This is a genomic window from Streptomyces sp. NPDC043952 (genome assembly GCF_056435325.1).
The window spans coordinates 39,722-61,198 of the sequence record NZ_JBWKES010000032.1 but is presented as its reverse complement, the minus strand read 5'-3'; the positions used below and the strand labels follow the sequence as shown (position 1 = coordinate 61,198).

Below are 21,477 nucleotides of genomic sequence, written 5' to 3'. Positions count from 1 at the left end.
CTGCCCGCCGCCCGCTGCCCGCCCGCGCTGTCGGGTTGGCCCGCGCTGTCCGTTCGGCCTCTGCTGTCTGGTCGACCCGCGCTGTCGCGGGCCGGGGGCGGGTGCCGTTCACCCACCCCCGTACGGCGTGCCCCGGAGCCTGCCCCCTACTTCTGGAGGATCGACAGGTCCTCGTCCGTCTTCGGGACCGAGACCAGCCCCCTGTCGCTCGGCAGGGTCTGGATGGTGAACCCGGAGGGGTCGGTCGAGGTGAGGGTGCGGGAGGCGTAGACGGGGGTGGCGGTGAGGGGCTCGACGGTCAGGGCGTAGGTGCCCTTGGCGCCGGAGGGGACCGGGGCGTCGACGTCCTGAGTGGTGCCGGACTTGATCGTGTAGGTCTTGCTGACCGCCGTACCGCCCTCGCTGCCCGCCGAGGCGGTGACCTTGACCCTGGCCGTGCCGGTGGGCGCGGTCAGGGCGAGGGTGGTGCCCTTGGCGCTGTTGTCGGCCGCGGTGGCGCGCGCGCCGACGGGGGCGGTGGCCGGGATGAACGCGGTCTCCTGGTTCGCGCCCTTGCCCCGGACCACCCGCAGCGCGGCGACGACCGGCACCGACTGGTCGGTGGGGGTCAGGACCAGGGAACCGGCCTCGCCGCGGGTGAGCGGGCCGAGGTCGGCCGCGGTGGTCATGCCGGACTTGACGTGCAGTTCCTCGTTGCCCGCCGGGGTGATCAGGCCGTCGGGCGAGGCGAGCCGGATCTTGAGGTCGGCGTCGTCGCCACCGGGCGTGAAGGCGATCAGGCGTACGTCGGTGGCGTCCTTGGGGATGCCCGGCAGCACCAGGCTGCCGGCCGGGTCGGCGGCCGCGGCCAGCCAGTCGCCGCCCGACTTGTCGTCCAGCGCCTGCACCGTGGCGCCGACCCGGCCGCTGCGCACGCTGACGTGCACGGTCAGGTCGTCCTGCCGTTCGTCGGTCAGCGTGGACAGCAGGATCGGCTCGCTGGTGTGCGGCTTGACCGTGAGGTTCTCCCCCAGCGGCGACTTGATCGCGCCGTTCTTGCCGTACAGCTCGACGTCCACGACGGCGGCGGAGTCGTCCGGGTTGGTCAGATGGACGTAGTCGGTACGGCCGGCGGCGGTGCTGGCGCCCGGGAACCAGAACTCCGTGTCGGCGGGTGTGCAGGCGACGCCCTGGAGGCCGCGGCCGGTACCGGCGTCGATCTCGGTGGTCTCCTGGACGGTCCAGCCGGGCGCGAACTTCCCGTCGGCGGTGCCGATCAGCGCGGGTGTGTCGGCGCCTGAGGTGTCGGCGGTGACCGGGGTGCCGGGCGCCTTCGGGGTGAGTACCGGTTGGTCGGCGGTCGTCTTCTTGCCGCCCTTGCCCTTGCTCTTGCCCTGCGGGGTGCCGCCCGTGCCGTCCGCCGACTGCGCGGGGGCGGCCTGGAGTTGGGCCTTGCCGCTGCTCGGGGCGCCCTGGGTGACGGGCGTGAACGAGGTGTACGTCGTGTCCGCGATGTCCGAGACGCTGGGCGCCGGGCACAGCAGGCCGGTGCGCTGCACGGGCAGTTGGGCGGCGGCGCCGGACGCCGCGGCGCCGGACCCGGCGGCGCCGGACGCGGACGGGGTGGTCAGCGCAGCGAACGCGGTGACGGCGGCCAGCGCGGTGGTGCCGGCGATCAAGGACAGGGTGGTGCGGTTCACTGCTGGCTCCCGTCGGGGCGCTCGCTGCCGGTGCCGTGGTGCGGCCGGGCGGGGTCGTAGCCCTGCTGGGCGGGGTCGTACGCCGGGTCGTAGCCCTGCTGCTGGTACGCCGCCGGGTCGTACGGCTGCTGTTCGGCGGTGCCGCCGTAGGCGTACGGGTCGTACGACGCCGTTCCGTAGGGGTCGGCCTGGTACGTCTGCGGGTCGTAGCCGCCCTGTTGGTAGGGGTCGGTGCCGTAGCCGGGGTACGGGGCGTCGGCGTAGGGGGTGGCGTACGACTCGTCGTAGGAGGGGTCGTACGGCTGCTGGTGCGGGATCTGGGGCTCGGCCGGGGCCGGGGGCATGTCCGGGGCGTCCCCTGCGGGCATCTCCCCCATGGGGGTCTCCCCTACGGGGGCTTGCGCTGCGGGGAGTTCCGCGGCGGACTCCTCCTCGGCCTGGGCGCGCAGGCGGCGGGCGCGGCGGCCCTCGCCCGTGGCGGCCTGCGCGGGCACCGGCTCCTCCTCGGGGAGGTCGTCGTCCACGTCGCGCCGGCGGCCCGGCAGGGCGAGGACGACCAGGACGACGGCGAGCGCGCCCTGGGCCCAAAGCCAGGCGGTGTGGGTGATCGGCTCGTCGTAGGTGACGTCCAACCGGCCGCCGGTGGACGGGAGTCGGAAGCCCTGGGCCCAGCCGTCGACGGTGGTGCGGGTGAGCGGCTTGCCGTCGAGGGTGGCGGTCCAGCCGGGGGCAGCGCTGTCCGCGAGGCGCAGGACGCGGCCGTCGGAGCCGGCGGGGACGGTGGTGTGGATGTCCACCGGTCCCGCCTCGACCGGCTGGGTGCTGCCCGAGTCGACGGAGTCGGAGGTGCCCGCGGGCAGGATGACCGCGCGGGAGACCTCCTGGTCGACACGCCACAGGGCGTTGCCGTTCTGCTGGCTGAGCCGGGCCAGGCCGGGGGTGGCGTCGAGGACGCGGGTGATGTCGCGGGGCGCGCCCTTGTGGACGAGGACGTAGCGCACGGCGAAGCCGCCGAGTTCGTCGGCCTGGTCGGCGCCGGAGCCGGCGACCAGGTTGGCGACGACCTTGTCCAGGCGTGCGTTGTGGCCGTCGGCGGCGGCGAGTTCGGCGTCTCCCATGCGGGCGCCGGCGCCGCGTACGAGGGTGTAGCTGACGCGCGCGGTGGAGTCGCTGTCCAGGACGAGGGTGCGGGCCCGGTCGCCGGTGGTGGAGTCCTCGGCGACGAACGCGGGCACCTGGGCCGGGTCGCGGCGCTGCACGGGGCCGTCGGCGCCGCGGACCATCCAGGCGGCGGCGAGCACCAGGGGGCCCACGGCGGCGGTGAGGGCGATCAGGGCGGCCAGCGGCTGGCGCCAGCCGAAGCTCTGCTCGGCCACGCGCGCGCGGGCGCCGTCGGCGCCGAGGGCGGCGGCGGCCAGCAGGGCGATGCCGTAGACGAGGGTGGCGGGACCGGCCCAGGCGGACCGGTTGGCGAGGACCGCGAAGACGAGGCCGGTCAGGGCGACGGCCCAGGCGGTGCGGATGCCCAACTGCCGCTGCGAGCGCAGCAGTGCGGCGAGGGCGGCGAGCACGATGCCGAGCAGCAGCAGGCCGCTCATGGTGCCGGGGCCGCCGGGGCTGGCGCCGAGCAGGTCGAGCGCGGAGGCGGACGAGGCGCCGTAGGCCAGGCCCGCTTCCTTGAAGAAGCCGGTCGGCAGCAGGGTCAGCGACCAGGGGGCCAGCAGCACCAGCGGGGTGCCGAGCTGGACGAGCAGGCGCAGGCCGTGGGCGACCAGGTCGGCGCGGCGCAGCACCAGCACGCCGAGGCCGAGGATCAGCGCGATGGGCCAGACGATCGGGGTGAAGGCCGTGGTGATGGTCAGCAGCAGGGCGTACGCCCAGGTGGCGCGCCAGCTGCCGCGGGCGCCGGTGCGGCTGGTGAGGCCGCCCGCGGCGATGCCCGCGCGGGCGATCAGCGGCAGCAGCACGGCGAGTACGGCGGTGCCGATGCGGCCGCCGGCCAGGGCGCCGGTGGTGGCGGGCAGGAAGGCGTAGGCGATGGCCGCCCAGGCGCGCAGCAGCCGGGAGGTGACCAGGGGCCGGGAGGCGAAGTAGGCGGTGAATCCGGCGAGCGGCACCGAGCAGACCAGCAGCACGGTGACCGCGACTCCGGCGGAGCCGAACAGCAGGGTGGCCAGGGTGGCGACGATGGCGAGGTAGGGCGGTGCGGCGGGGGTGCCGCCGGTGCCGACCGGGTGCCAGGCGTCCGCGAAGCGGGACCACAGGTCGCCGGCGCTCGCCGGGGCGGGCAGCAGGGCGCCGCCGCCGAGCGCGCCGCCGGTGAGCAGGGCGCGGCAGGCGACCAGGGAGATGACCAGCAGGGCGAGGAAGAGGACCGGTCCGGGCCTGCGGGCGATCCGCTTGAGGCGGACGAACTGCTCGACCTCCAGGAAGTCGGCGTCGTCGCCGCCGGGTCCGGATTCCACGGCGCCGCCGTGCCGGCCTGCCGTGGTGTCGGTGTCGGAGCCGCCGGTGAAGTTGCCCGCGAACTGTTCCACGGTGGCGCGGATGGTGGCGCCGGGGGGCGGGAAGAGGGCGCGCAGTTCGTCCTTGCCGATCCGCGGGGTGCCGCGGCGGCGCCGGGCGGCGATGATCCGCTCGGGCCGCAGCAGGGTGCCCAGCAGGCCGCGGATCTCGTCGACGGCCTGGCCCGGCACCTTGCCGACGAGGTAGGCGACGGTCCGCAGGAGGGTGCCGAGGACGAGCCGGAGCAGCACCCAGGGCAGCGCGGCGGTACGGGTGTTGGCGAGCAGGGTGTGGACGGCTCCGGCCTTGTCGACCTTGTGCGGGGAGGCGGCGGTGCGGCCCACGCAGTCCACGGCGCGGCGCTCGCGGGAGGCGGCCTCGGCGTGTCGTACGACCGCGTCGGGGGCGATCAGGACGCGGTGGCCGGCGAGGTGGGCGCGCCAGCACAGGTCCACGTCGTCGCGCATCAGGGGCAGTCGGCGGTCGAAGCCGCCGAGCTGTTCGAAGACGTCGCGGCGGATCAGCATGCCGGCGGTGGAGACGGACAGCACGGTGCGGACGTGGTCGTGCTGGCCCTGGTCCTGTTCGCGGCGGTCCAGACCGGTCCAGCGGCGGCCGGAGTTGGCGATGGAGACGCCGACTTCCAGCAGTTGCCTGCGGTCGTACCAGCCGCGGAGTTTGGGGCCGACGATGGCCACGTCGTCGCGGCCGAGTTCGAGTTCGTTCTCGACGACCTTCAGGAGCTGGGCGAGGGCGTCGGGTTCGGGGGCGCAGTCGTCGTGCAGCAGCCAGAGCCACTGGATCGGTTCGCCGTACGGCAGTTCGGGGAGGTCGTAGGCGTCGTCGCGCCAGGTGCGGGTGGCCGGGTCCCAGCCGCTGGGGCGCTTGAGGTACGGCAGCTCGTCCGGGGTGAGGAGGGGGGCGGTGCGGCTGGCCTCCTCGACGGCCTGGCCGAAGCCGGTGCGGCGGGCGAGGTGCAGCACGCCCGCGTCACCGAGGGCTTCGCCGAGCAGTTGGGCGGAGTTGTCCGCGCTGCCGGTGTCGGCGGCCACCGCGTGCTGGACGGGGCGTTCCTGGCCGAGCAGCCCGGCGATCGCGTCGGGCAGCCAGCGCGCGCCGTCGTGGGAGACGAGGACGGCGGTGACGACGTGACGCGGAAACTCGGGTGGGCGGGCCGGGTCGAACGCCGCCTGGGGGGCCGGGTCGAACGCCGCCTGGCGGGCTGGGTCGAACGCTGCTGCGGCGGCCGGGTCTTGGGCCGGCGTGTGGCTGTGCACGGACATCGAGGTACGGGCCCCGGTTCGCTGGACTGCGGTGGACACCCGCGCCCCCAGGGCCTCGATGGGCTCGCGGGGACAGCGGGGCGTCTCGGACGAGCGACCACACTATCGGCTGCCCACGACGACGGCCCGCCGCCTGTGGATAACCCACGGGCAGCGGGCCGTTCGGGATGTTTTCTCAGGTATGGCGCGGGTATGTACCGGGTGCCCGCGCCGTCGGCGCGCGGTCAGACGGCGGCCTTCTTCAGCCGGCGGCGCTCCCGCTCGGACAGGCCGCCCCAGATGCCGAAGCGCTCGTCGTTGGCGAGGGCGTATTCGAGGCATTCGGACCGGACCTCGCAGGCGAGGCAGACCTTCTTGGCCTCTCTGGTGGAGCCGCCCTTCTCGGGGAAGAAGGACTCGGGGTCGGTCTGGGCGCACAGCGCGCGCTCCTGCCAGCCGAGTTCCTCGTCCGCGTCGTCGACCAGCAGTTGCTGCACCAGCTCGGTCATGTGCGCCCCTCGTCTGTCTTTCACGTCCCCGTGCGTAGCCGTTACCGATTTCGGCTGAACGACACGAGTGAAATTACAAGTGTGCTGCTCCGGGCGAGTCAAGCCGAGATCTGCTATTGAGCCCGTTATTCACTCTGCGGAACCAAGGCCATGCGGAAAGTGTTCAAATCGGCATAAACCCCGACACACGGCCGACCACGCGACCGACATCCGTCGGACGCCGCACTCCGCCCGGCACCCGCGCGGCCCTCTTACGGCACCCGCACGGCTCCTGTACGGAGAAAGACGTCCCGACGTTCGATCGCGTTGCACCGCTCGTCGAGCGCTCGGATGTGCCCCATGTGTCCCGGCTTCCCGAGCAGCAAACCTCACGACGGTCAGATGACCCGGATGAGGTGAAATGTGTCCCACATGGCGGGCATCGAGTTGACAGTGCAGGTGTGAACCGTTGTCCTAGGGGGCATGCTCGCGAACTCGGTATCCACCTCGACCCGCCCCGCCGGGTCCCACGGTGCTGCCCGGGCCCGCTGTAGCTGTTGTCGCTGTTCCAGCTGTTGAGCCGACCCCTTCCGCTTTTCCGGGTCTCCGCTCCGGCCGCCGCCGACGCCCCGCCCCGCGCGCGCTCGGCCGTTCTTCCTTCGCAGCCCCTCCCGCCGGGCTTCCACTCTTCTCAGCCGAGGAACCAGCACACCCCCATGAACAGCGACAACGACCTCCAGATCGCCGGTGACCTGCTCGAGGTGCCGCACCTGCTGCAGCCGCCGCGCGAGCACCCGGCCACCGTCGCGGAGTTCGCCGGCCTGGCCCGCGCCATCGCCGCCGACCGCGCCCAGTGGGCGGACCTCGTGCGCTACGACGCCACGACCCGCTGGTACCACCGGCTGCGCACCGGCCCCGGATACGAGGTCTGGCTGCTGTCCTGGGTGCCGGGGCAGGGCACCGGGCGGCACGACCACGGCCGCTCCTTCGGCGTCCTCACCGTCCTGGAGGGCACGCTCACCGAACACACCCGGCGCGGCACCAGGACGCTCACGCCCGGCGCACAGCACGTGTCCGCGCCGGGGTACGCGCACGAGGTCGTCAACGACGCGCTGGAACCGGCCGTCAGCCTGCACATCTACTATCCGGGGCTGACCGAGATGCCCATGCACCCCGCCTCGCACGCCGGTGCGGGTGCCTCCCCCTTCTGCGAGGCGCGTGCGGTGACTGCCTGACGCGTTGTCGGACCCTCCTGCAAGACTGGTTCCCATGCGCATTGTGGTTCTGGCAGGCGGCATCGGTGGTGCCCGGTTCCTGCGCGGTCTCAAGCAGGCCGCGCCGGACGCGGACGTCACGGTCATCGGCAACACCGGCGACGACATCCACCTCTTCGGGCTGAAGGTCTGCCCGGACCTCGACACGGTGATGTACACGCTGGGCGGCGGCATCAACGAGGAGCAGGGCTGGGGGCGGTCCGGGGAGACCTTCCATCTCAAGGAGGAACTGGCGGCCTACGGGGTCGGGCCCGAGTGGTTCGGGCTCGGCGACCGGGACTTCGCCACGCACATCGTGCGGACGCAGATGCTCGGCGCCGGCTATCCGCTGAGCGCGGTCACCGAGGCCCTGTGCGACCGGTGGAAGCCGGGCGTGAAGCTGATCCCGATGACCGACGACCGGGTGGAGACGCATGTGGCCGTCGAGATCGACGGCGAACGCAAGGCGGTCCACTTCCAGGAGTACTGGGTGCGGATGCGGGCCGGCGTGCCCGCCGAGGCGGTGGTGCCGGTCGGCGCCGAGCACTCCAAGCCGGCCCCCGGCGTCCTGGAGGCCATCGCGGAGGCGGACGTCATCCTCTTCCCGCCCTCCAACCCGGTCGTGTCCATCGGCACGATCCTCGCGGTCCCCGGCATCAGGGAGGCCATCGCGGACGCGGGCGTGCCCGTGGTCGGCCTGTCCCCCATCGTCGGCGACGCGCCGGTGCGCGGGATGGCCGACAAGGTGCTCGCCGCGGTCGGCGTGGAGTCCACGGCCGCCGCGGTCGCCGAGCACTACGGCTCCGGCCTGCTGGACGGCTGGCTGGTCGACACCGTGGACGCGGCGTCGGTGGAGCGCGTGGAGACCGACGGCATCCGCTGCCGGGCCGTACCACTGATGATGACCGACGTGGCCGCGACCGCGCAGATGGCGCGGGAGGCCCTGGCGCTGGCCGAGGAGGTGCGGGACGCGTGAGCGGAAACCGCGCGGAGCGTCCCGCGTTCCAGGTCTGGGCTCCCGCCGGCCTGCCCGAGGTGCAGCCCGGCGACGACCTCGCCAAGCTGATCGCCGCCGCCGAGCCCGCCCTGGCCGACGGGGACGTGCTGATCGTCACCTCCAAGATCGTGTCCAAGGCGGAGGGCCGGATCGTCCGGGCCGACGACCGGGAGGCCGCGATCGACGCGGAGGCCGTGCGGGTCGTGGCCCGCCGGGGCACCCTGCGGATCGTGGAGAACCGGCAGGGCCTGGTCATGGCCGCGGCCGGGGTCGACGCCTCCAACACCCCCGCCGGGACCGTCCTGTTGCTCCCCGAGGACCCGGACGCGTCCGCACGGACGATCCGCGACGGACTGCGCGACACCCTCGGGGTCGAGGTCGGGGTGATCATCAGTGACACCTTCGGGCGACCCTGGCGCTCGGGGCTGACGGACGTGGCGATCGGCGCCGCCGGGGTGCGGGTGCTGGACGATCTGCGCGGGGGCACGGACGCGTACGGCAACCCGCTCAGCGCCACCGTGGTGGCCACCGCGGACGAGCTGGCCGCCGCCGGCGACCTGGTCAAGGGCAAGGCCGGGGGGCGGCCGGTCGCGGTGGTGCGGGGTCTGTCGCGGGTGCTGGACCGGGGCGGCGAGGCGGACACCGGCGCGCGGGCGCTGGTGCGCGGCGCGGCCGGCGACATGTTCCGGCTCGGCACCTCCGAGGCGGTCCGCGAGGCGGTGACCCTGAGGCGCACCGTAAGGGCGTTCACCGAGAAGCCGGTGGATCCGGGTTCGGTGCGGCGGGCGGTGGCGGCGGCCGTGACCGCGCCCGCGCCGCACCACACCACGCCCTGGCGGTTCGTGCTGCTGGAGTCCGCCGAGTCGCGCGGCCGGCTGCTGGACGCGATGCGGGACGCCTGGATCGCCGACCTGCGCCGGGACGGCAAGAGCGAGGAGTCCATCGCCAAGCGGGTCCGGCGCGGCGAGGTGCTGCGCAGCGCCCCGTATCTGGTGGTGCCGTGCCTCGTCATGGACGGGGCGCACCACTACGGGGACGAGCGGCGCGACGGTGCCGAGCGGGAGATGTTCGTCGTCGCCATGGGCGCGGGCGTGCAGAACTTCCTGGTGGCGCTGGCCGGGGAGAGCCTCGGCTCGGCCTGGGTGTCGTCCACGATGTTCTGCCGGGACGTGGTCCGCGAGACGCTCGGACTGCCCCCGGAGTGGGATCCGATGGGCGCCGTGGCGATCGGTCACCCCGCGGAGGCGCCGAAGCCTCGGGCGGAGCGGGATACGGAGGCGTTCATCGAGGTGCGGTGAGACGGGGCGGGGGGCTCGTCCCGAGGGCCTAGTCTCGAAGGGCGGCACCGCGGGCAGCGGCCGTACCGGCATTGCGAGGATCTGATCCGTGGCAGGACGTTTCGTTCAGCGGCCCACGCGTACGACCGTGCGCGGCGGGCAGGCCGGTGTGTCCGCGGGCGGCGGTGCGGCCGGGATACCGCGGCAGGCCGCGGTGCCCGCGCGGGTGCGGCGGTGGGTGCCCGAGGGACCGCTCGATCTCGGGCTGGTGCTCGGGCCGCTGAGGCGCGGGCCCGCCGATCCGACGTTCCGGGCCACGGCGGACGGATCCGTGTGGCGGGCGTGCCGCACCCCGGCCGGGCCCGGCACACTGCGGGTGCGGGCGTACGGCGGTGAGGTGCTCGGCGAGGCGTGGGGGCCCGGCGCGGAGTGGCTGCTCGACGGCCTGCCCGCGTTGCTCGGCGCGGCCGACGATCCGGAGGCATTCGTGCCCCGGCACCGGGTGGTGGCGCTGGCGCGGCACCGACGGCCGGGATTGCGGCTGACGCGGACCGGGCTGGTGCTGGAGTCGCTGATCCCCTCGGTGCTGGAGCAGAAGGTCACGACGGACGAGGCGTACCGGGCGTGGCGGCTGCTCGTACGGCGGTTCGGGGAGCCCGCGCCGGGGCCGGCGGGGCGTGGTGAGCGGCCGATGTCCGTCATGCCCGCGCCGCGGACGTGGGCGCTGATTCCCTCCTGGGAGTGGCACCGGGCCGGGGTCGACGACAAGCGCGCGTCCACGATCCTGCGGGCGGTGCGGGTGGCCGCGCGGCTGGAGCAGGCGGCGGGGATGCCGGCGGCGGAGGCCCGAGCGCGGCTGGAGGTGGTGCCGGGGGTGGGGGTGTGGACGTCGGCGGAGGTCGTGCAGCGGAGTCATGGGGCGGCGGACGAGGTGACGGTCGGGGACCTGCATCTGCCGGGGATCGTGGGGTGGGTGCTGGCGGGGGACCGGTACGCCGACGACTCCGAGATGCTGCGCCTGCTGGAGCCGTACGCCGGTCAGCGGCATCGCGCCGCCCGGCTGATCCTCTTGAGCGGCCTCGCCCCGGCGCGGCGGGTACCGAAGATGCCTCGGGTGGACATCGGGCTGCTGTGAGCCGGGGCGCGGCGGGAGTCGGGTCGCTTGCCCGCGCTGGCGGGGTGCCGCCGCGCCCACCCGTGCCGCCCCCAGCGGCACGACTGCCCGCAGCTATGCCCGTCAGGGGCGCGGGGAACTGCGCGACAAGTCACGACGCACCGGCACCCGGCGACCAAAACAAGCCCCCTCACCCCGGCCGCACCCCCCCCCCCCACCCACCTACTGGTCGGACGAGAACCGCACCGCCCCCGCCGGAATACGCGCGTCGCACCACACCCGCGCCCCCTCGCGGAGCTCATTGTCGGGGCCGATGACCGCGCCGTCGCCGATGACCGTGCCGGTGAGGACGGAGCGGGTGCCGACGCGGGCGCGGGTGCCGATCAGGGAGTCGGTGATGACCGCGCCCGGCTCGATGACCGCGCCCGGCAGGATCGTCGAGCCGAAGACCCGCGCGCCCTCCGCGACGAACGCGCCCTCCCCCACCACCGTGCCCCCGGTCAGCTTCGCGTCCGGCGCCACCTGGGCCGTCGGCAGCACCAGCCGGTCACCGCAGCGCCCCGGCACCGCGGGCGACGGCGCCCGCCCGAGCACCAGGTCCGCCGAGCCGCGCACGAACGCCGCCGGGGTGCCGAGGTCCAGCCAGTACGTGGAGTCGACCATGCCCTGGAGGTGCGCCCCGGCCGCGAGCAGCTGGGGGAACGTCTCGCGCTCCACCGACACCGGCCGGCCCGCCGGGATCGTGTCGATGACCGAGCGCCGGAAGACATAGGCACCCGCGTTGATCTGGTCGGTGACGATCTCCTCCGGCGTCTGCGGCTTCTCCAGGAACGCCAGCACCCGGCCCGTCTCGTCGGTCGGCACCAGGCCGTAGGCCCGCGGGTCGGACACCTTCGTCAGGTGCAGCGAGACGTCCGCGCCCGTCGACTCGTGGGTGTCGACCAGGGCCCGGATGTCCAGGCCCGTCAGGATGTCGCCGTTGAAGATCAGCACCGGCTCGTCGGGTCCCGAGCGCAGCCGCGAGGCCACGTTGCGGATCGCCCCGCCGGTGCCGAGGGGTTCCTCCTCGGTGACGTACTCGAGGTGGAGGCCCAGCGACGAACCGTCGCCGAAGTACGGCTCGAAGACCTCGGCCAGATAGCTGGTGGCAAGGACGATGTGCTCGACGCCCGCGGCTCTCGCCCTCGCCAGCTGGTGGGTGAGGAACGGCACGCCCGCGGCCCGGACCATGGGCTTGGGCGTGTTCACGGTGAGCGGGCGCAGCCGGGTGCCTTTGCCGCCGACCAGGAGGATCGCTTCTGTCACCTGTCGTCTCTGCTTCCTGCCGGGACCGGCCGAACTGTCTCGTTCTACTCGTATCGGCCGGTCAGTGTATGCAGACGGTAGCGACGGAGGCCGTGACGGCCACGCGGTTTGCCATGAGACGGGTGTGAGATCAGTGAGAGACGCGCCCCCGCCGCGCGCCCTCGCGCGCGTACCCTGTGCCGGGTGAACGCCACCGATCGCACCCCCGCCGACCTGCTGGCTTCCGCCCTCGCCGCGGATCCCGGCCGCCCGCTGGTGACCTTCTACGACGATGCCACGGGCGAACGCGTCGAACTCTCGGTCGCCACCTTCGCCAACTGGGTGGCCAAGACCGCGAACCTCCTCCAGGGCGACCTCTCCGTGGAACCGGGCGACCGGGTCGCGCTGCTGCTGCCCGCGCACTGGCAGACCGCGGTGTGGCTGCTGGCCTGCGCCTCGGTGGGCGCGGTCGCGGACGTGGCCGGGGACCCCGCGGCGGCCGACGTGGTCGTCAGCGGGCCGGACACGCTGGAGGCGGCGCGGGCGTGCCGGGGCGAGCGGGTCGCGCTGTCCCTGCGGCCGCTCGGCGGACGGTTCCCGCAACCGCCGCAGGGGTTCCTCGACTACGCCGTGGAGGTGCCGGGCCAGGGCGACCGGTTCGCCTCCGCGGACGACGGGGAGTCGGCGCTGATCGTGGCCGGCGCGGAGTTCAGCGGGGCCGAGGTCGTGCAGAAGGCCCTCGCCGACGCGGAGGGGCTGGAGCTGACGGGGCCCGGTTCGCGGCTGCTGTCGGGGCTGCCGTACGACACCTGGGAGGGGCTCAGCGCGGGGCTGTTCGCGCCGCTGGCCAGCGGGGGGTCCGTGGTGCTCTGCCGGAATCTGGAGCGCCTGGACGAGGAGGCGCTGGCGAAGCGGATCGAGAGCGAGAGGGTGACGGCGGTACGGCGGTGACGGCGGGCGGAGGCGGGTGCCGGAGGTCGGATGCCGAGTGCCGGTACGTCGTGGCTTTCGCGCGGTTCCCCACGCCCCCCGGGTCGGGACGCGTCCTCCCCTTGGCGTAGCAGAGGGCGCCTCACCTCGCCCTTGCGCCGCATCGTCGTAGGAGTACGCAGGAAACACCTCCTCCACTCCAGGGGCGCCACGCCGTGATCCACTCCCCCTCTTCCGCCGGCGGGTCGTCCGCGACCGGGGCAGGACTGGCGCGGCGGCGTCGGCGGCGGTGGGCCACGGGGGCCGGGCTCGGGGCGGCGGTGCTGGTGCTGGCGGCCGTCGGGGCGGGGTGGGCGGCGTACGACCGGCTCAGTGCCAACATCCGGGCCGATGACGCGGCGGCCGCCGAGCTGGGCCGGTACGCGCGCGAGCGGCCCGCGGTCGTGGCGCCCGGCGCGCGGAACATCCTGCTGATCGGGTCCGACAGCCGGGCCGGGGACGGCAATTCCCGCTACGGGCGGGACCTCGGCAGTCAGCGGTCGGACACGACGATCCTGCTGCACCTGGCGGCGGACCGGCGCAGCGCCACCGCCGTGTCCGTGCCGCGGGACCTGATGGTGGACATCCCCGGCTGCCTCCAGGGCGACGGCACCCGCGGCCGGCCGGTGTTCGCGATGTTCAACCACGCCTTCGAGCTGGGCGGTTCGGCGTGCACGGTCCGCACCGTGGAGAAGCTCACGGGCATCCGCGTCGACCACCACATGGTCGTGGACTTCAGCGGCTTCAAGGACATGGTGGACGCCGTGGACGGGGTACGGGTCTGCCTGAAGGAGCCCATCGACGACAAGGCCGCGCGGCTCAGGCTGCCCGCGGGCGAGGTCACGCTCGACGGCGAGCAGGCCCTCGGCTACGTACGGGCCCGCGAGTCGCTGGGCGACGGCAGCGACACCGAGCGGATGCGGCGCCAGCAGCGGTTCCTCGGCGCGCTGGTCACGAGGGTGCGCGGCAACGACGTACTGCTGAACCCGCTGCGGCTGTACGCCGTGCTGGACGCGGCGACCTCCTCGCTCACCACCGATCCGGGCCTCGCCGATCTGGGCGACCTGTACCGGCTGGTGCGGACACTGCACGACATCCCCACCGGGCGGATGCAGTTCCTGACGGTGCCGAGGGAGCAGTACGTCTACGACGCCGACCGCGACCAACTCGTGGAGCCCGAGGCCGAGAAACTGTTCCGGCGGCTGCGCGCGGACCAGCCGGTGGTGGTCGCCGGACAGGCGCCCGAGAAGCCGCCGGCGCCGCAAAAGGGCACAAAGAGCGGCCCTTCCCCCGCGCCCACCTACACCGGGAACACGGCCGCCGAGCACGGCTGCGCGTAAGGCGTTCACCGAGGCGTCCGGCTTCCGCTCAGAAAATGAGGCGGATTGCCCGGTTGTAGGGACGACGGATTTGTCACCGGGGCCCCTAGACGCTGAACTGGGCGGATAGTGTGAGCGATCCGGTGCACGTGGCCACGAGGTCCGACCTGGGGTCGTGCACTGTTTCACCGAGACCCGAGCGCCTTTGAGGGGGAAGGCGCCGCGTGGCCCCGACGGAGGATTCGGACAACCGTGGACGCGCAAGGCCGTGGGCGGGCGGAGAACATCGATCCCGCAGACCAGTGGGTACTCAATCCGAACACCGGCGAATACGAACTGCGACTGCCTCCTTCCGGAACGCAGTCGGTCCCCGGGCCGCGCAAGCCGTCCGCCCAGGACGGGGACGGACCCCGGCGCCGCCGGCGCAACGACATGGCGCCCGGTGAGACCCGCGAGATGAGCACGGTGCCCGCGCAGGACGGCGGGCACGAGAAAGGCGGGACACGCACCCAGGACGGGGCGCGCGCCCAGGGCGGATCGCGGGTCCAGGACGGGGGCCGTACCCGCGAGGGTTCCCGCGCCGGGGACAAGGCGCGCGCCGGGAACGTGCCGCCGCCGAGGACCTCCCGGCGCCGTACCACCGAGCCCGAAAGCGCACCGGGACGGCGCGGCCGGCGGCCGGTGAAGAAGAAGTCGAAGGCGAAGAAGGTACTGGCGTGGACCGCCGGCGGCACCGCCTTCGTGCTTCTCGCGGTCGGCACCGCCGGATACCTGTACCTCAAGCACCTTGAGGGCAACATCAGCGCCACCGATGTCGGGGACGCGGGCTCCAAGGGCTTCAGCAAGGACGAGGCCTTCAACCTGCTGATCATCGGTACCGACAAGCGCACCGGCAAGGGCAACGAGGGCTACGGCGACTCGGGCAGCGTGGGGCACGCGGACACCAACATCCTGCTGCACGTCTCGAAGGACCGGACGAACGCGACCGCGCTGAGCATCCCGCGCGACCTGATCGTGAACGTCCCGGACTGCGAGACCGTCCAGCCCGACGGCAGCAAGAAGGTCATCCCCGGCACGGACAACGTGCGCTTCAACACCAGCCTCGGCCAGGACGGCCGCGATCCGGGCTGCACCATGCGCACCGTCGAAGCGGTCACCGGCATACACGTCGACCACTTCATGATGGCCGACTTCAACGCGGTGAAGACGCTGACCAGCGCCGTGGGCGGTGTGGAGGTGTGCGTCGCGCACCCGGTGGACGACAAGGAGTCCCACCTCAAGCTGCCCGCGGGCAAGTCGGTGGTGGAGGGCGAGCAGGCCCTCGCCTTCGTGCGCACCCGGCACAGCTTCGGCAACCAGGGCGACCTGGACCGCATCAAGGTCCAGCAGCAGTTCCTGGGCTCGCTGATGCGCAAGATGTCCTCCAGCGACACCCTCACCAACCCCTCGAAGGTGATGGACCTCGCGGAGGCGGCCACCAAGGCGCTGACCGTCGACACCGGCATAAAAAGCATCAGCACGCTGAAGGACATGGCGCTCGAACTCAAGAAGGTACCGCCGAAGAACATCACCTTCACCACGGTGCCGGTGGTGGACAACCCCGCCGAGAAGGTCCACGCGACGGTGGTGCTCAACCAGTCGGAGGCGCCGGCGGTCTTCCAGGCCATACAGAACGACGTGTCCTTCACCGACGTCAAGCGCAAGGAGAAGGCCGCCAAGGACGCGCAGGCCGCCCGGCTCAAGGGCACCAGGTCCGCACCCGGCGACGTACGCGTGCGCATCCTCAACAGCGAGGCGGCGCCGGGCAGCGCGCAGGCGGTGCTCGACTGGCTCCAGAACACCGAGGGCGTGCTGAAGTCGGAGAACGCGGGCAACGCCCCGGCCGGGCTGCCGAAGACCACGCTGGAATACGCGCCCGACCAGGCCGCGCAGGCACGGGAGTTGGCCGCGCTGATGGGGCTGCCCGGCTCGGCGCTCAAGCCGGGTTCGAGCGTCGTCAACTCCCAGGGGCTGCCCGCGATGACCCTGACCCTGGGCAAGGACTTCAAGGCCGCGGGCACGCCGATCGCCGCCCCGGACAAGGCGCCGAAGGTCGACAAGTCAACGGCCGACGAGGTTAAGTGCGCCTCATAGGTAACCCTGCGGGCCCGTCGTGCGTCTAACTACTCGGCGCGGGACGGGCCCGTCGCATGGCGCAAAAGGGCGGGGAGGGCAGGGAGAGTGGCGCAGAGCGAAGTGCGGGGTGACGCTGCCGGACTGGACGACACGATGGCACTCAACCCGCGGACGGCGAACCCGGAAGCGAGTGCCGGACGGCACGGCGGCGGGCGGCGCAAAGGGGGCTCGGGCTCGGGGGGGCCGGGCGGTCCGGAGGGTGCCACGGCCGGCCGCCGGCGTCGCCGGCGCGCGCTGCGCTGGTCGGCGACCATCCTCGCGGTGGTCATACTCGGCACGGCGGGCGCCGGATACCTCTATTACCAGCACCTCAACGACAGCATACGCACGGGCGAGCGCAGCAGCGGTGACGCCAAGGCGCGCAAGACCGCCCCGAACGCCGCCGGACAGACCCCGCTGAACATCCTGCTGGTCGGCTCGGACAGCCGTAACTCGGCGGAGAACCTGAAGCTGGGCGGCAGCAAGAGCAGCGTCGGCGATCCCCCGCTCGGGGACGTGCAGATGCTCATCCACATATCCGCCGACCGCAAGAGCGCCGCGATGGTGAGCATCCCGCGCGACACCCGCGTCGACATCCCCAAGTGCACGGATCCGGACACCGGCAAGGTCTATCCGGCGACCAACGACATCATCAACACCACCCTCGGCCGGGGCGGCGCCGGCTGCACGCTGGCCACCTGGGAGAACCTCACCGGGGTCTACATCGACCACTGGATGACGATCGACTTCGCGGGCGTGGTGCGGATGGCGGACGCCATCGGCGGCGTCGACGTCTGCGTGAAGCAGAACGTCTGGGACCGCCCGACCGCGGCCCAGCGCGGCGGCTCCGGGCTGAAGCTGACGGCCGGCACCCACAAGATCAAGGGCGTGCAGGCGCTCCAGTGGCTGCGCACCCGGCACGCCTGGGGCAGCGACCCGTTGCGCGCCCGCGCCCAGCACATGTACCTCAACTCCATGCTCCGCACGCTCAAGTCGCAGAACGTGTTCACCGACACCGGGCGCCTGATGGACCTGGCCGACGCGGCCATCAAGTCCCTCAAGGTCTCCAAGGAGATCGGCACGGTCAAGAAGCTCTACGACCTCGGCATGGAGATGAAGTCCGTGCCGTCGGACCGCATCACGAGCGTGACGATGCCCAACCTCCCGGACCCGCGGGACCCCGACAACCACGTCGTCCCGGACACGACCGACGCGAACAAGCTCTGGGAGATGCTCCGGGACGACATCCCGCTGGACAAGAACGGCGGGGCCGCGGGCTCCCAGCAGGCCGCGGACAAGCCGAAGCCGTCTAAGTCGCCGTCCACCGACCCGTCCCGGCTCGGCGTCCTGGTCCAGAACGGCACCGGCTCGGCCACCGAGGCGGCGGTCCCCGGCCGCGCCCGCACCATCGCCGAGGCGCTCGCGGCGGACGGCTACAGCAGGGCGACGGCCGACACCGCGCCCCCGGCGCCGCAGGACAAGACGGTGATCGAGTACCCGAGCGCCGACCTCCAGGGCGACGCGCAGGGCGTGGCCAAGGCGCTGGGTCTCCCGGAGACCGCGGTGAAGCAGTCCACCTCGGTCTCCGGCGTCACCCTGCTGCTGGGCGCCGACTGGCGCGCCGGTACGACCTTCCCGAAGCAGGCCAAGCCCAAGGCCGGCGACCTCCCGTCCAACGCGGACGCCATCAACGGCGCGGACAAGGGCGGCTGCATGGATGTGTACAAGCCGTACCGGTGGTGAACGCCCTGCCGGCACCGGCGAGTCGGGGGCCCTCCTTCCCGGAGGGGCCCCGCCCTTCTTGCCCGACGCTCGCGTCCGTCAGGCGGCGCTCCGCACCGCCGGGCGGCGCGAGGCGATGACCCGCTTCGCCAGGGACTTCGGGCTGGTCAGAAAGCCCCAGCCCCAGGACATGTGCATGGTGGCGAGGGCCACGGGGATCTGGAGGCGGGCCTTGACGGGCAGGCCCTTGCCGGCGGGCAGCGAGCCGAGGACGATCGCGGCGAGGTAGCCGCCGGGGACCACCAGGCCCCAGGGGGTCAGGGCCGCGCCGACCACCAGGCCCGCGGCGATCGCGCAGACCGCGGTCGGCGGGGCGAGGTAGCGCAGGTTGATCGAGCCGGAGTGGTAGCGGGCGACGACATGGCGCCAGCGGCCGTAGTCCTTGTACTGCTTGGCCAGGGCCCGCACCGAGGGCCGGGGGCGGTACGAGACCTTCAGCTCCGGTGAGAACCAGATCAGGCCGCCCGCCTCGCGGATGCGGAAGTTCAGCTCCCAGTCCTGGGCGCGGATGAACTCCTCGTTGTAGCCGCCCTGTTGCTCCAGCGCCTCGCGGCGGAAGACGCCGAGGTACACCGTCTCGGCGGGGGCCGCCTCGCCGCCGGTGTGGAAGGCCGCGTTGCCGACACCGATCCTGGAGGTCATGGCGGCGGCGACCGCGCACTCCCAGTCGTTCTCGCCCTCGGCGTGCATGATGCCGCCGACGTTCTGCGCGCCGGTCTCCTCCAGCAGCCGTACGGCGGTGCTGATGTAGTGGGGCGAGAGCATGCCGTGGCCGTCGACGCGGACCACGATCGGGTGCCGGGATGCCTTGATCGCCGCGTTCAGCGCGGCGGGGGTGCGGCCGGTCGGGTTCGGGACGGTGTGGACGCGGGGGTCCTCGGCCACGAGCGCGGCGGCGATCTCGTCCGTGCGGTCCGTGGACGGACCCAGGGCGATCACGACCTCCATCTCGCCGCCGTACTCCTGCGCGAGGATCGCTTGGACGGCCCCGCGCAGATGCCGTTCCTCGTTGAGGACGGGCATGATCACGGATACAGCGGGGAACCGCACGTCGGGCTTGGCGTTCATAGGGCCCTCACGTTACCGCGAACGGGGGACACCGGTGCGCGCCGCCGGGGCTCTGACGCGGGATGGAGATCGTATCGGCCTACTGTGCTCACGGATCCCACGTACGGCCTCGTCCGGAGGTGTCCCTTGGCCAGCCCGCCCCGGTCCGCGGCGCGACCCCAGCGCCGCCCGCAGCCGCCCCACCGGCTGCCGCCCCCGCCCGAGCGGCCGGCGCGGCCCCAGCCCCGGCGACGACGGCCGCGCTGGGCCATGCGGGCGATGACCACGCTGTCGGTGGTGGTGCTCGCCTCCGCGGGCATCGGGCACGCGGTGGTCACCAGCCTGGACGCGGGGATCGCCCGCGTCGACGCCTTCAAGGACATGAAGGACCGGCCGCAGGCGGGCCACGGGATGAACATCCTGCTGGTCGGCACCGACGGCCGGGACAAGATCACCGAGCGGCAGCGGCGCGCCTTCCACCTGGGCGGACAGCCCTGCCACTGCACCGACACGATGATGATCGTGCACATCTCGGCGGACCGCGAGCGGGCCACGGTGGTGAGCCTGCCGCGCGACTCCTTCGCCGAGGTCCCCGCGCACCGGGACCAGACCACCGGCCGGCAGCTCGGCCCGCACCCGCTCAAGCTGAACGCGGCCTACGCCGAGGGCGGTCCCCAGCTGACCGTGCGCACGGTCGAGAGCATGACCCATGTGAAGATCGACCACTATCTGGAGATCGACTTCTCCAGCTTCATGAGGACCGTGGACGTCCTCGGCGGGGTGCGGATCTGTACGGCGACGCCGCTGAAGGACAGCTACAGCGGGCTCGACCTCGCGCCGGGCACGCACACCCTGCTGGGCGGTGAGGCGCTCCAGTACGTGCGCTCGCGGCACCTCGACGGGGCCAGCGACCTGGGCCGGATGAGGCGGCAGCAGCGGTTCCTGGCCGCGCTGATCGACAAGGCGACGTCCTCGGGGGTGCTGCTGAACCCGATGCGCTTCCGGGACGTGACCCGCGCGGTGCTCGGTTCCGTGCGTGCCGATGTGGGCTTCGGCACCGACGAGCTGCTCGATCTCGGGCGCGCGATGCGGAACTTCTCGCCCTCGTCCTCCGAGTTCACGACCGTGCCCATCGGGGAGATGGACTACCCGGTCAAGGGCATCGGCTCGACCCTGAAGTGGGACCCGGCCCGCTCGGCCCGGCTGTTCCAGGCGCTGCGCGACGACAAACCGCTCAGCGCGCCCCGCCCGCACCCCGCCGACGCCCCGGTGACCGTCGAGACGGACCCGCGGGGAATCCGGGTCCAGGTGGCGAACGGCACCGCCACGAGCGGGCTGGCCAAGCGGGTCGACGCCGAGCTGGCGGCGACCGGCTTCGCCGCCACCCACCAGCCGGTGACCGCGCCCGCCCGGCTGCCGGACACCGTCATCACGTACGACCCCCGCTGGGACCGCTCCGCGCAGACCCTGGCGGCGGCCCTGCCGGGCAGCGAGCTGCGCGCGGCGCCGGGCCAGGGGCCGGTGCTGAAGGTGCTCGTGGGGGACGGGTTCAAGGGCGTGCGGGCGGTGCGCTTCGCGGATCCGGGGCGCGCGGCACAGGGCGCCGAGGGCGTGGTGCGCGGCAACGAGGTGGTCTGCGCGGGGGACGCCTGAGCGGGCGGGCGGGGGACGCCTGAGCGGGCGCCCCTCCCGGCCGCCTCTGGTCGCGGGGTCCGGAGCGCCGTCCCCTCCGGACCCGGAACCCGTCCGCTCCGGACCCGGCCCCCTCCCCTCTAGTCCCGGAACCTAGTCCCGGAACCCGTCCGCCGCCCGCTGTTCGCGCAGCTCCAGGATGGCGCGGCGGCGGGCCAGCCGGTGGGTGCGGCGGATCTGCGCCTCCTGGTAGCGGCGGCGGTCCCGGTCGGTCTCCGGTATCACCGGGGGCACCTGGCGGGGCTTGCCGTCGGCGTCCACGGCGGCGAAGACCAGATAGGCCGAGCCGACCTGGGTGGGCGGGTTGGACTCGTTCCAGCGCTCGGCGAGGACCCGTACGCCGACCTCCATGGAGGTCCGGCCGGTCCAGTTGACCTGCGCCTTCACATGGACCAGGTCGCCGACACGGACCGGTTCGAGGAAGGCCATCTCGTCCATGGAGGCGGTGACGGCGGGGCCGCCGGAGTGCCGGCCGGCCACGGCACCCGCCGCGTCGTCCACCAGCTTCATGATCACCCCGCCGTGCACCGTACCCAGCAGGTTGGTGTCGTTGTGGGTCATGATGTGGCTGAGCGTGGTGCGCGAGGCGGACGTGGGCTTGCCTGGAATGTCCGGTTCCACTGCTTCCGAATCCGTGGCCTGGTCTGTCATGCCC

At 73.2% G+C, this 21,477-nt stretch carries 15 protein-coding genes; 9 read left to right on the top strand and 6 right to left on the bottom strand.

Annotated elements, in window-relative coordinates; genetic code table 11:
• Nucleotides 1-146: 146 nt before the first annotated feature.
• The 3 genes from AC069R_RS27420 to AC069R_RS27410 all read right to left on the bottom strand — a co-directional run bounded on the left by AC069R_RS27420 (nucleotide 147) and on the right by AC069R_RS27410 (nucleotide 5,955).
• The gene (locus AC069R_RS27420; protein ID WP_478769466.1) at nucleotides 147-1,679 is read right to left on the bottom strand and encodes a DUF5719 family protein; all 1,533 of its coding nucleotides are present in this window, start codon (nucleotides 1,677-1,679) and stop codon (nucleotides 147-149) included.
• Nucleotides 1,676-5,467: a glycosyltransferase gene (locus AC069R_RS27415; RefSeq protein ID WP_478769465.1), complete on the bottom strand. Its 3,792-nt coding sequence runs from the start codon at nucleotides 5,465-5,467 to the stop codon at nucleotides 1,676-1,678. The genes AC069R_RS27420 and AC069R_RS27415 overlap by 4 nt, the downstream gene beginning before the upstream one ends.
• Nucleotides 5,468-5,691: 224 nt before the next feature.
• The gene (locus AC069R_RS27410; RefSeq protein WP_003975777.1) at nucleotides 5,692-5,955 is read right to left on the bottom strand and encodes a WhiB family transcriptional regulator; all 264 of its coding nucleotides are present in this window, start codon (nucleotides 5,953-5,955) and stop codon (nucleotides 5,692-5,694) included.
• A gap of 695 nt (nucleotides 5,956-6,650) precedes the next feature.
• On the opposite strand from AC069R_RS27410, the gene AC069R_RS27405 reads away from it, so the two are divergent.
• The 4 genes from AC069R_RS27405 (at nucleotide 6,651) to AC069R_RS27390 (ending at nucleotide 10,596) form a co-directional block, all read left to right on the top strand.
• Nucleotides 6,651-7,169, top strand: coding sequence for a cysteine dioxygenase (locus AC069R_RS27405; RefSeq protein ID WP_478769464.1), 519 nt, complete (start codon nucleotides 6,651-6,653; stop codon nucleotides 7,167-7,169).
• 34 nt (nucleotides 7,170-7,203) lie between these two features.
• Nucleotides 7,204-8,163 carry a 2-phospho-L-lactate transferase gene (gene cofD, locus AC069R_RS27400; RefSeq protein WP_478769463.1) on the top strand — a complete coding sequence of 320 codons (960 nt, stop codon included), beginning with the start codon at nucleotides 7,204-7,206 and terminating at the stop codon, nucleotides 8,161-8,163.
• Nucleotides 8,160-9,482 carry a coenzyme F420-0:L-glutamate ligase gene (locus AC069R_RS27395; protein WP_478769462.1) on the top strand — a complete coding sequence of 441 codons (1,323 nt, stop codon included), beginning with the start codon at nucleotides 8,160-8,162 and terminating at the stop codon, nucleotides 9,480-9,482. Before cofD ends, AC069R_RS27395 begins: the two co-directional genes overlap by 4 nt.
• Nucleotides 9,483-9,570: 88 nt before the next feature.
• Nucleotides 9,571-10,596, top strand: a complete 1,026-nt coding sequence (locus tag AC069R_RS27390) for a DNA-3-methyladenine glycosylase family protein (protein WP_478769461.1) — start codon at nucleotides 9,571-9,573, stop codon at nucleotides 10,594-10,596.
• A gap of 201 nt (nucleotides 10,597-10,797) precedes the next feature.
• On the opposite strand, the gene manB is transcribed toward AC069R_RS27390, so the two are convergent.
• Nucleotides 10,798-11,880: a mannose-1-phosphate guanylyltransferase gene (manB, locus tag AC069R_RS27385; protein WP_397985638.1), complete on the bottom strand. Its 1,083-nt coding sequence runs from the start codon at nucleotides 11,878-11,880 to the stop codon at nucleotides 10,798-10,800.
• 183 nt (nucleotides 11,881-12,063) lie between these two features.
• Here manB and AC069R_RS27380 point away from each other — a divergent pair, with 183 nt between their 5' ends.
• From AC069R_RS27380 to AC069R_RS27365, 4 genes are all read left to right on the top strand, one after another.
• Nucleotides 12,064-12,810, top strand: coding sequence for a TIGR03089 family protein (locus tag AC069R_RS27380; RefSeq protein ID WP_478769460.1), 747 nt, complete (start codon nucleotides 12,064-12,066; stop codon nucleotides 12,808-12,810).
• A 194-nt stretch (nucleotides 12,811-13,004) separates the two neighbouring features.
• Entirely contained in the window at nucleotides 13,005-14,168 is a 1,164-nt protein-coding gene (locus tag AC069R_RS27375) for an LCP family protein (protein ID WP_478769459.1), read from the top strand.
• Between the two features lie 231 nt (nucleotides 14,169-14,399).
• Nucleotides 14,400-16,280 (top strand): LCP family protein, encoded by a 1,881-nt coding sequence (locus AC069R_RS27370; protein ID WP_478769458.1) that lies wholly within the window; start codon nucleotides 14,400-14,402, stop codon nucleotides 16,278-16,280.
• Nucleotides 16,281-16,415: 135 nt separating this feature from the next.
• The gene (locus AC069R_RS27365; protein ID WP_478769479.1) at nucleotides 16,416-18,044 is read left to right on the top strand and encodes an LCP family protein; all 1,629 of its coding nucleotides are present in this window, start codon (nucleotides 16,416-16,418) and stop codon (nucleotides 18,042-18,044) included.
• 78 nt (nucleotides 18,045-18,122) lie between these two features.
• On the opposite strand, the gene AC069R_RS27360 is transcribed toward AC069R_RS27365, so the two are convergent.
• Nucleotides 18,123-19,151 (bottom strand): glycosyltransferase family 2 protein, encoded by a 1,029-nt coding sequence (locus AC069R_RS27360; protein WP_478769457.1) that lies wholly within the window; start codon nucleotides 19,149-19,151, stop codon nucleotides 18,123-18,125.
• Between the two features lie 126 nt (nucleotides 19,152-19,277).
• Here AC069R_RS27360 and AC069R_RS27355 point away from each other — a divergent pair, with 126 nt between their 5' ends.
• Nucleotides 19,278-20,783, top strand: coding sequence for an LCP family protein (locus AC069R_RS27355; RefSeq protein ID WP_478769456.1), 1,506 nt, complete (start codon nucleotides 19,278-19,280; stop codon nucleotides 20,781-20,783).
• 132 nt (nucleotides 20,784-20,915) lie between these two features.
• On the opposite strand, the gene AC069R_RS27350 is transcribed toward AC069R_RS27355, so the two are convergent.
• The gene (locus tag AC069R_RS27350; protein WP_478769455.1) at nucleotides 20,916-21,473 is read right to left on the bottom strand and encodes an acyl-CoA thioesterase; all 558 of its coding nucleotides are present in this window, start codon (nucleotides 21,471-21,473) and stop codon (nucleotides 20,916-20,918) included.
• Between the last annotated feature and the right edge of the window lie 4 nt (nucleotides 21,474-21,477).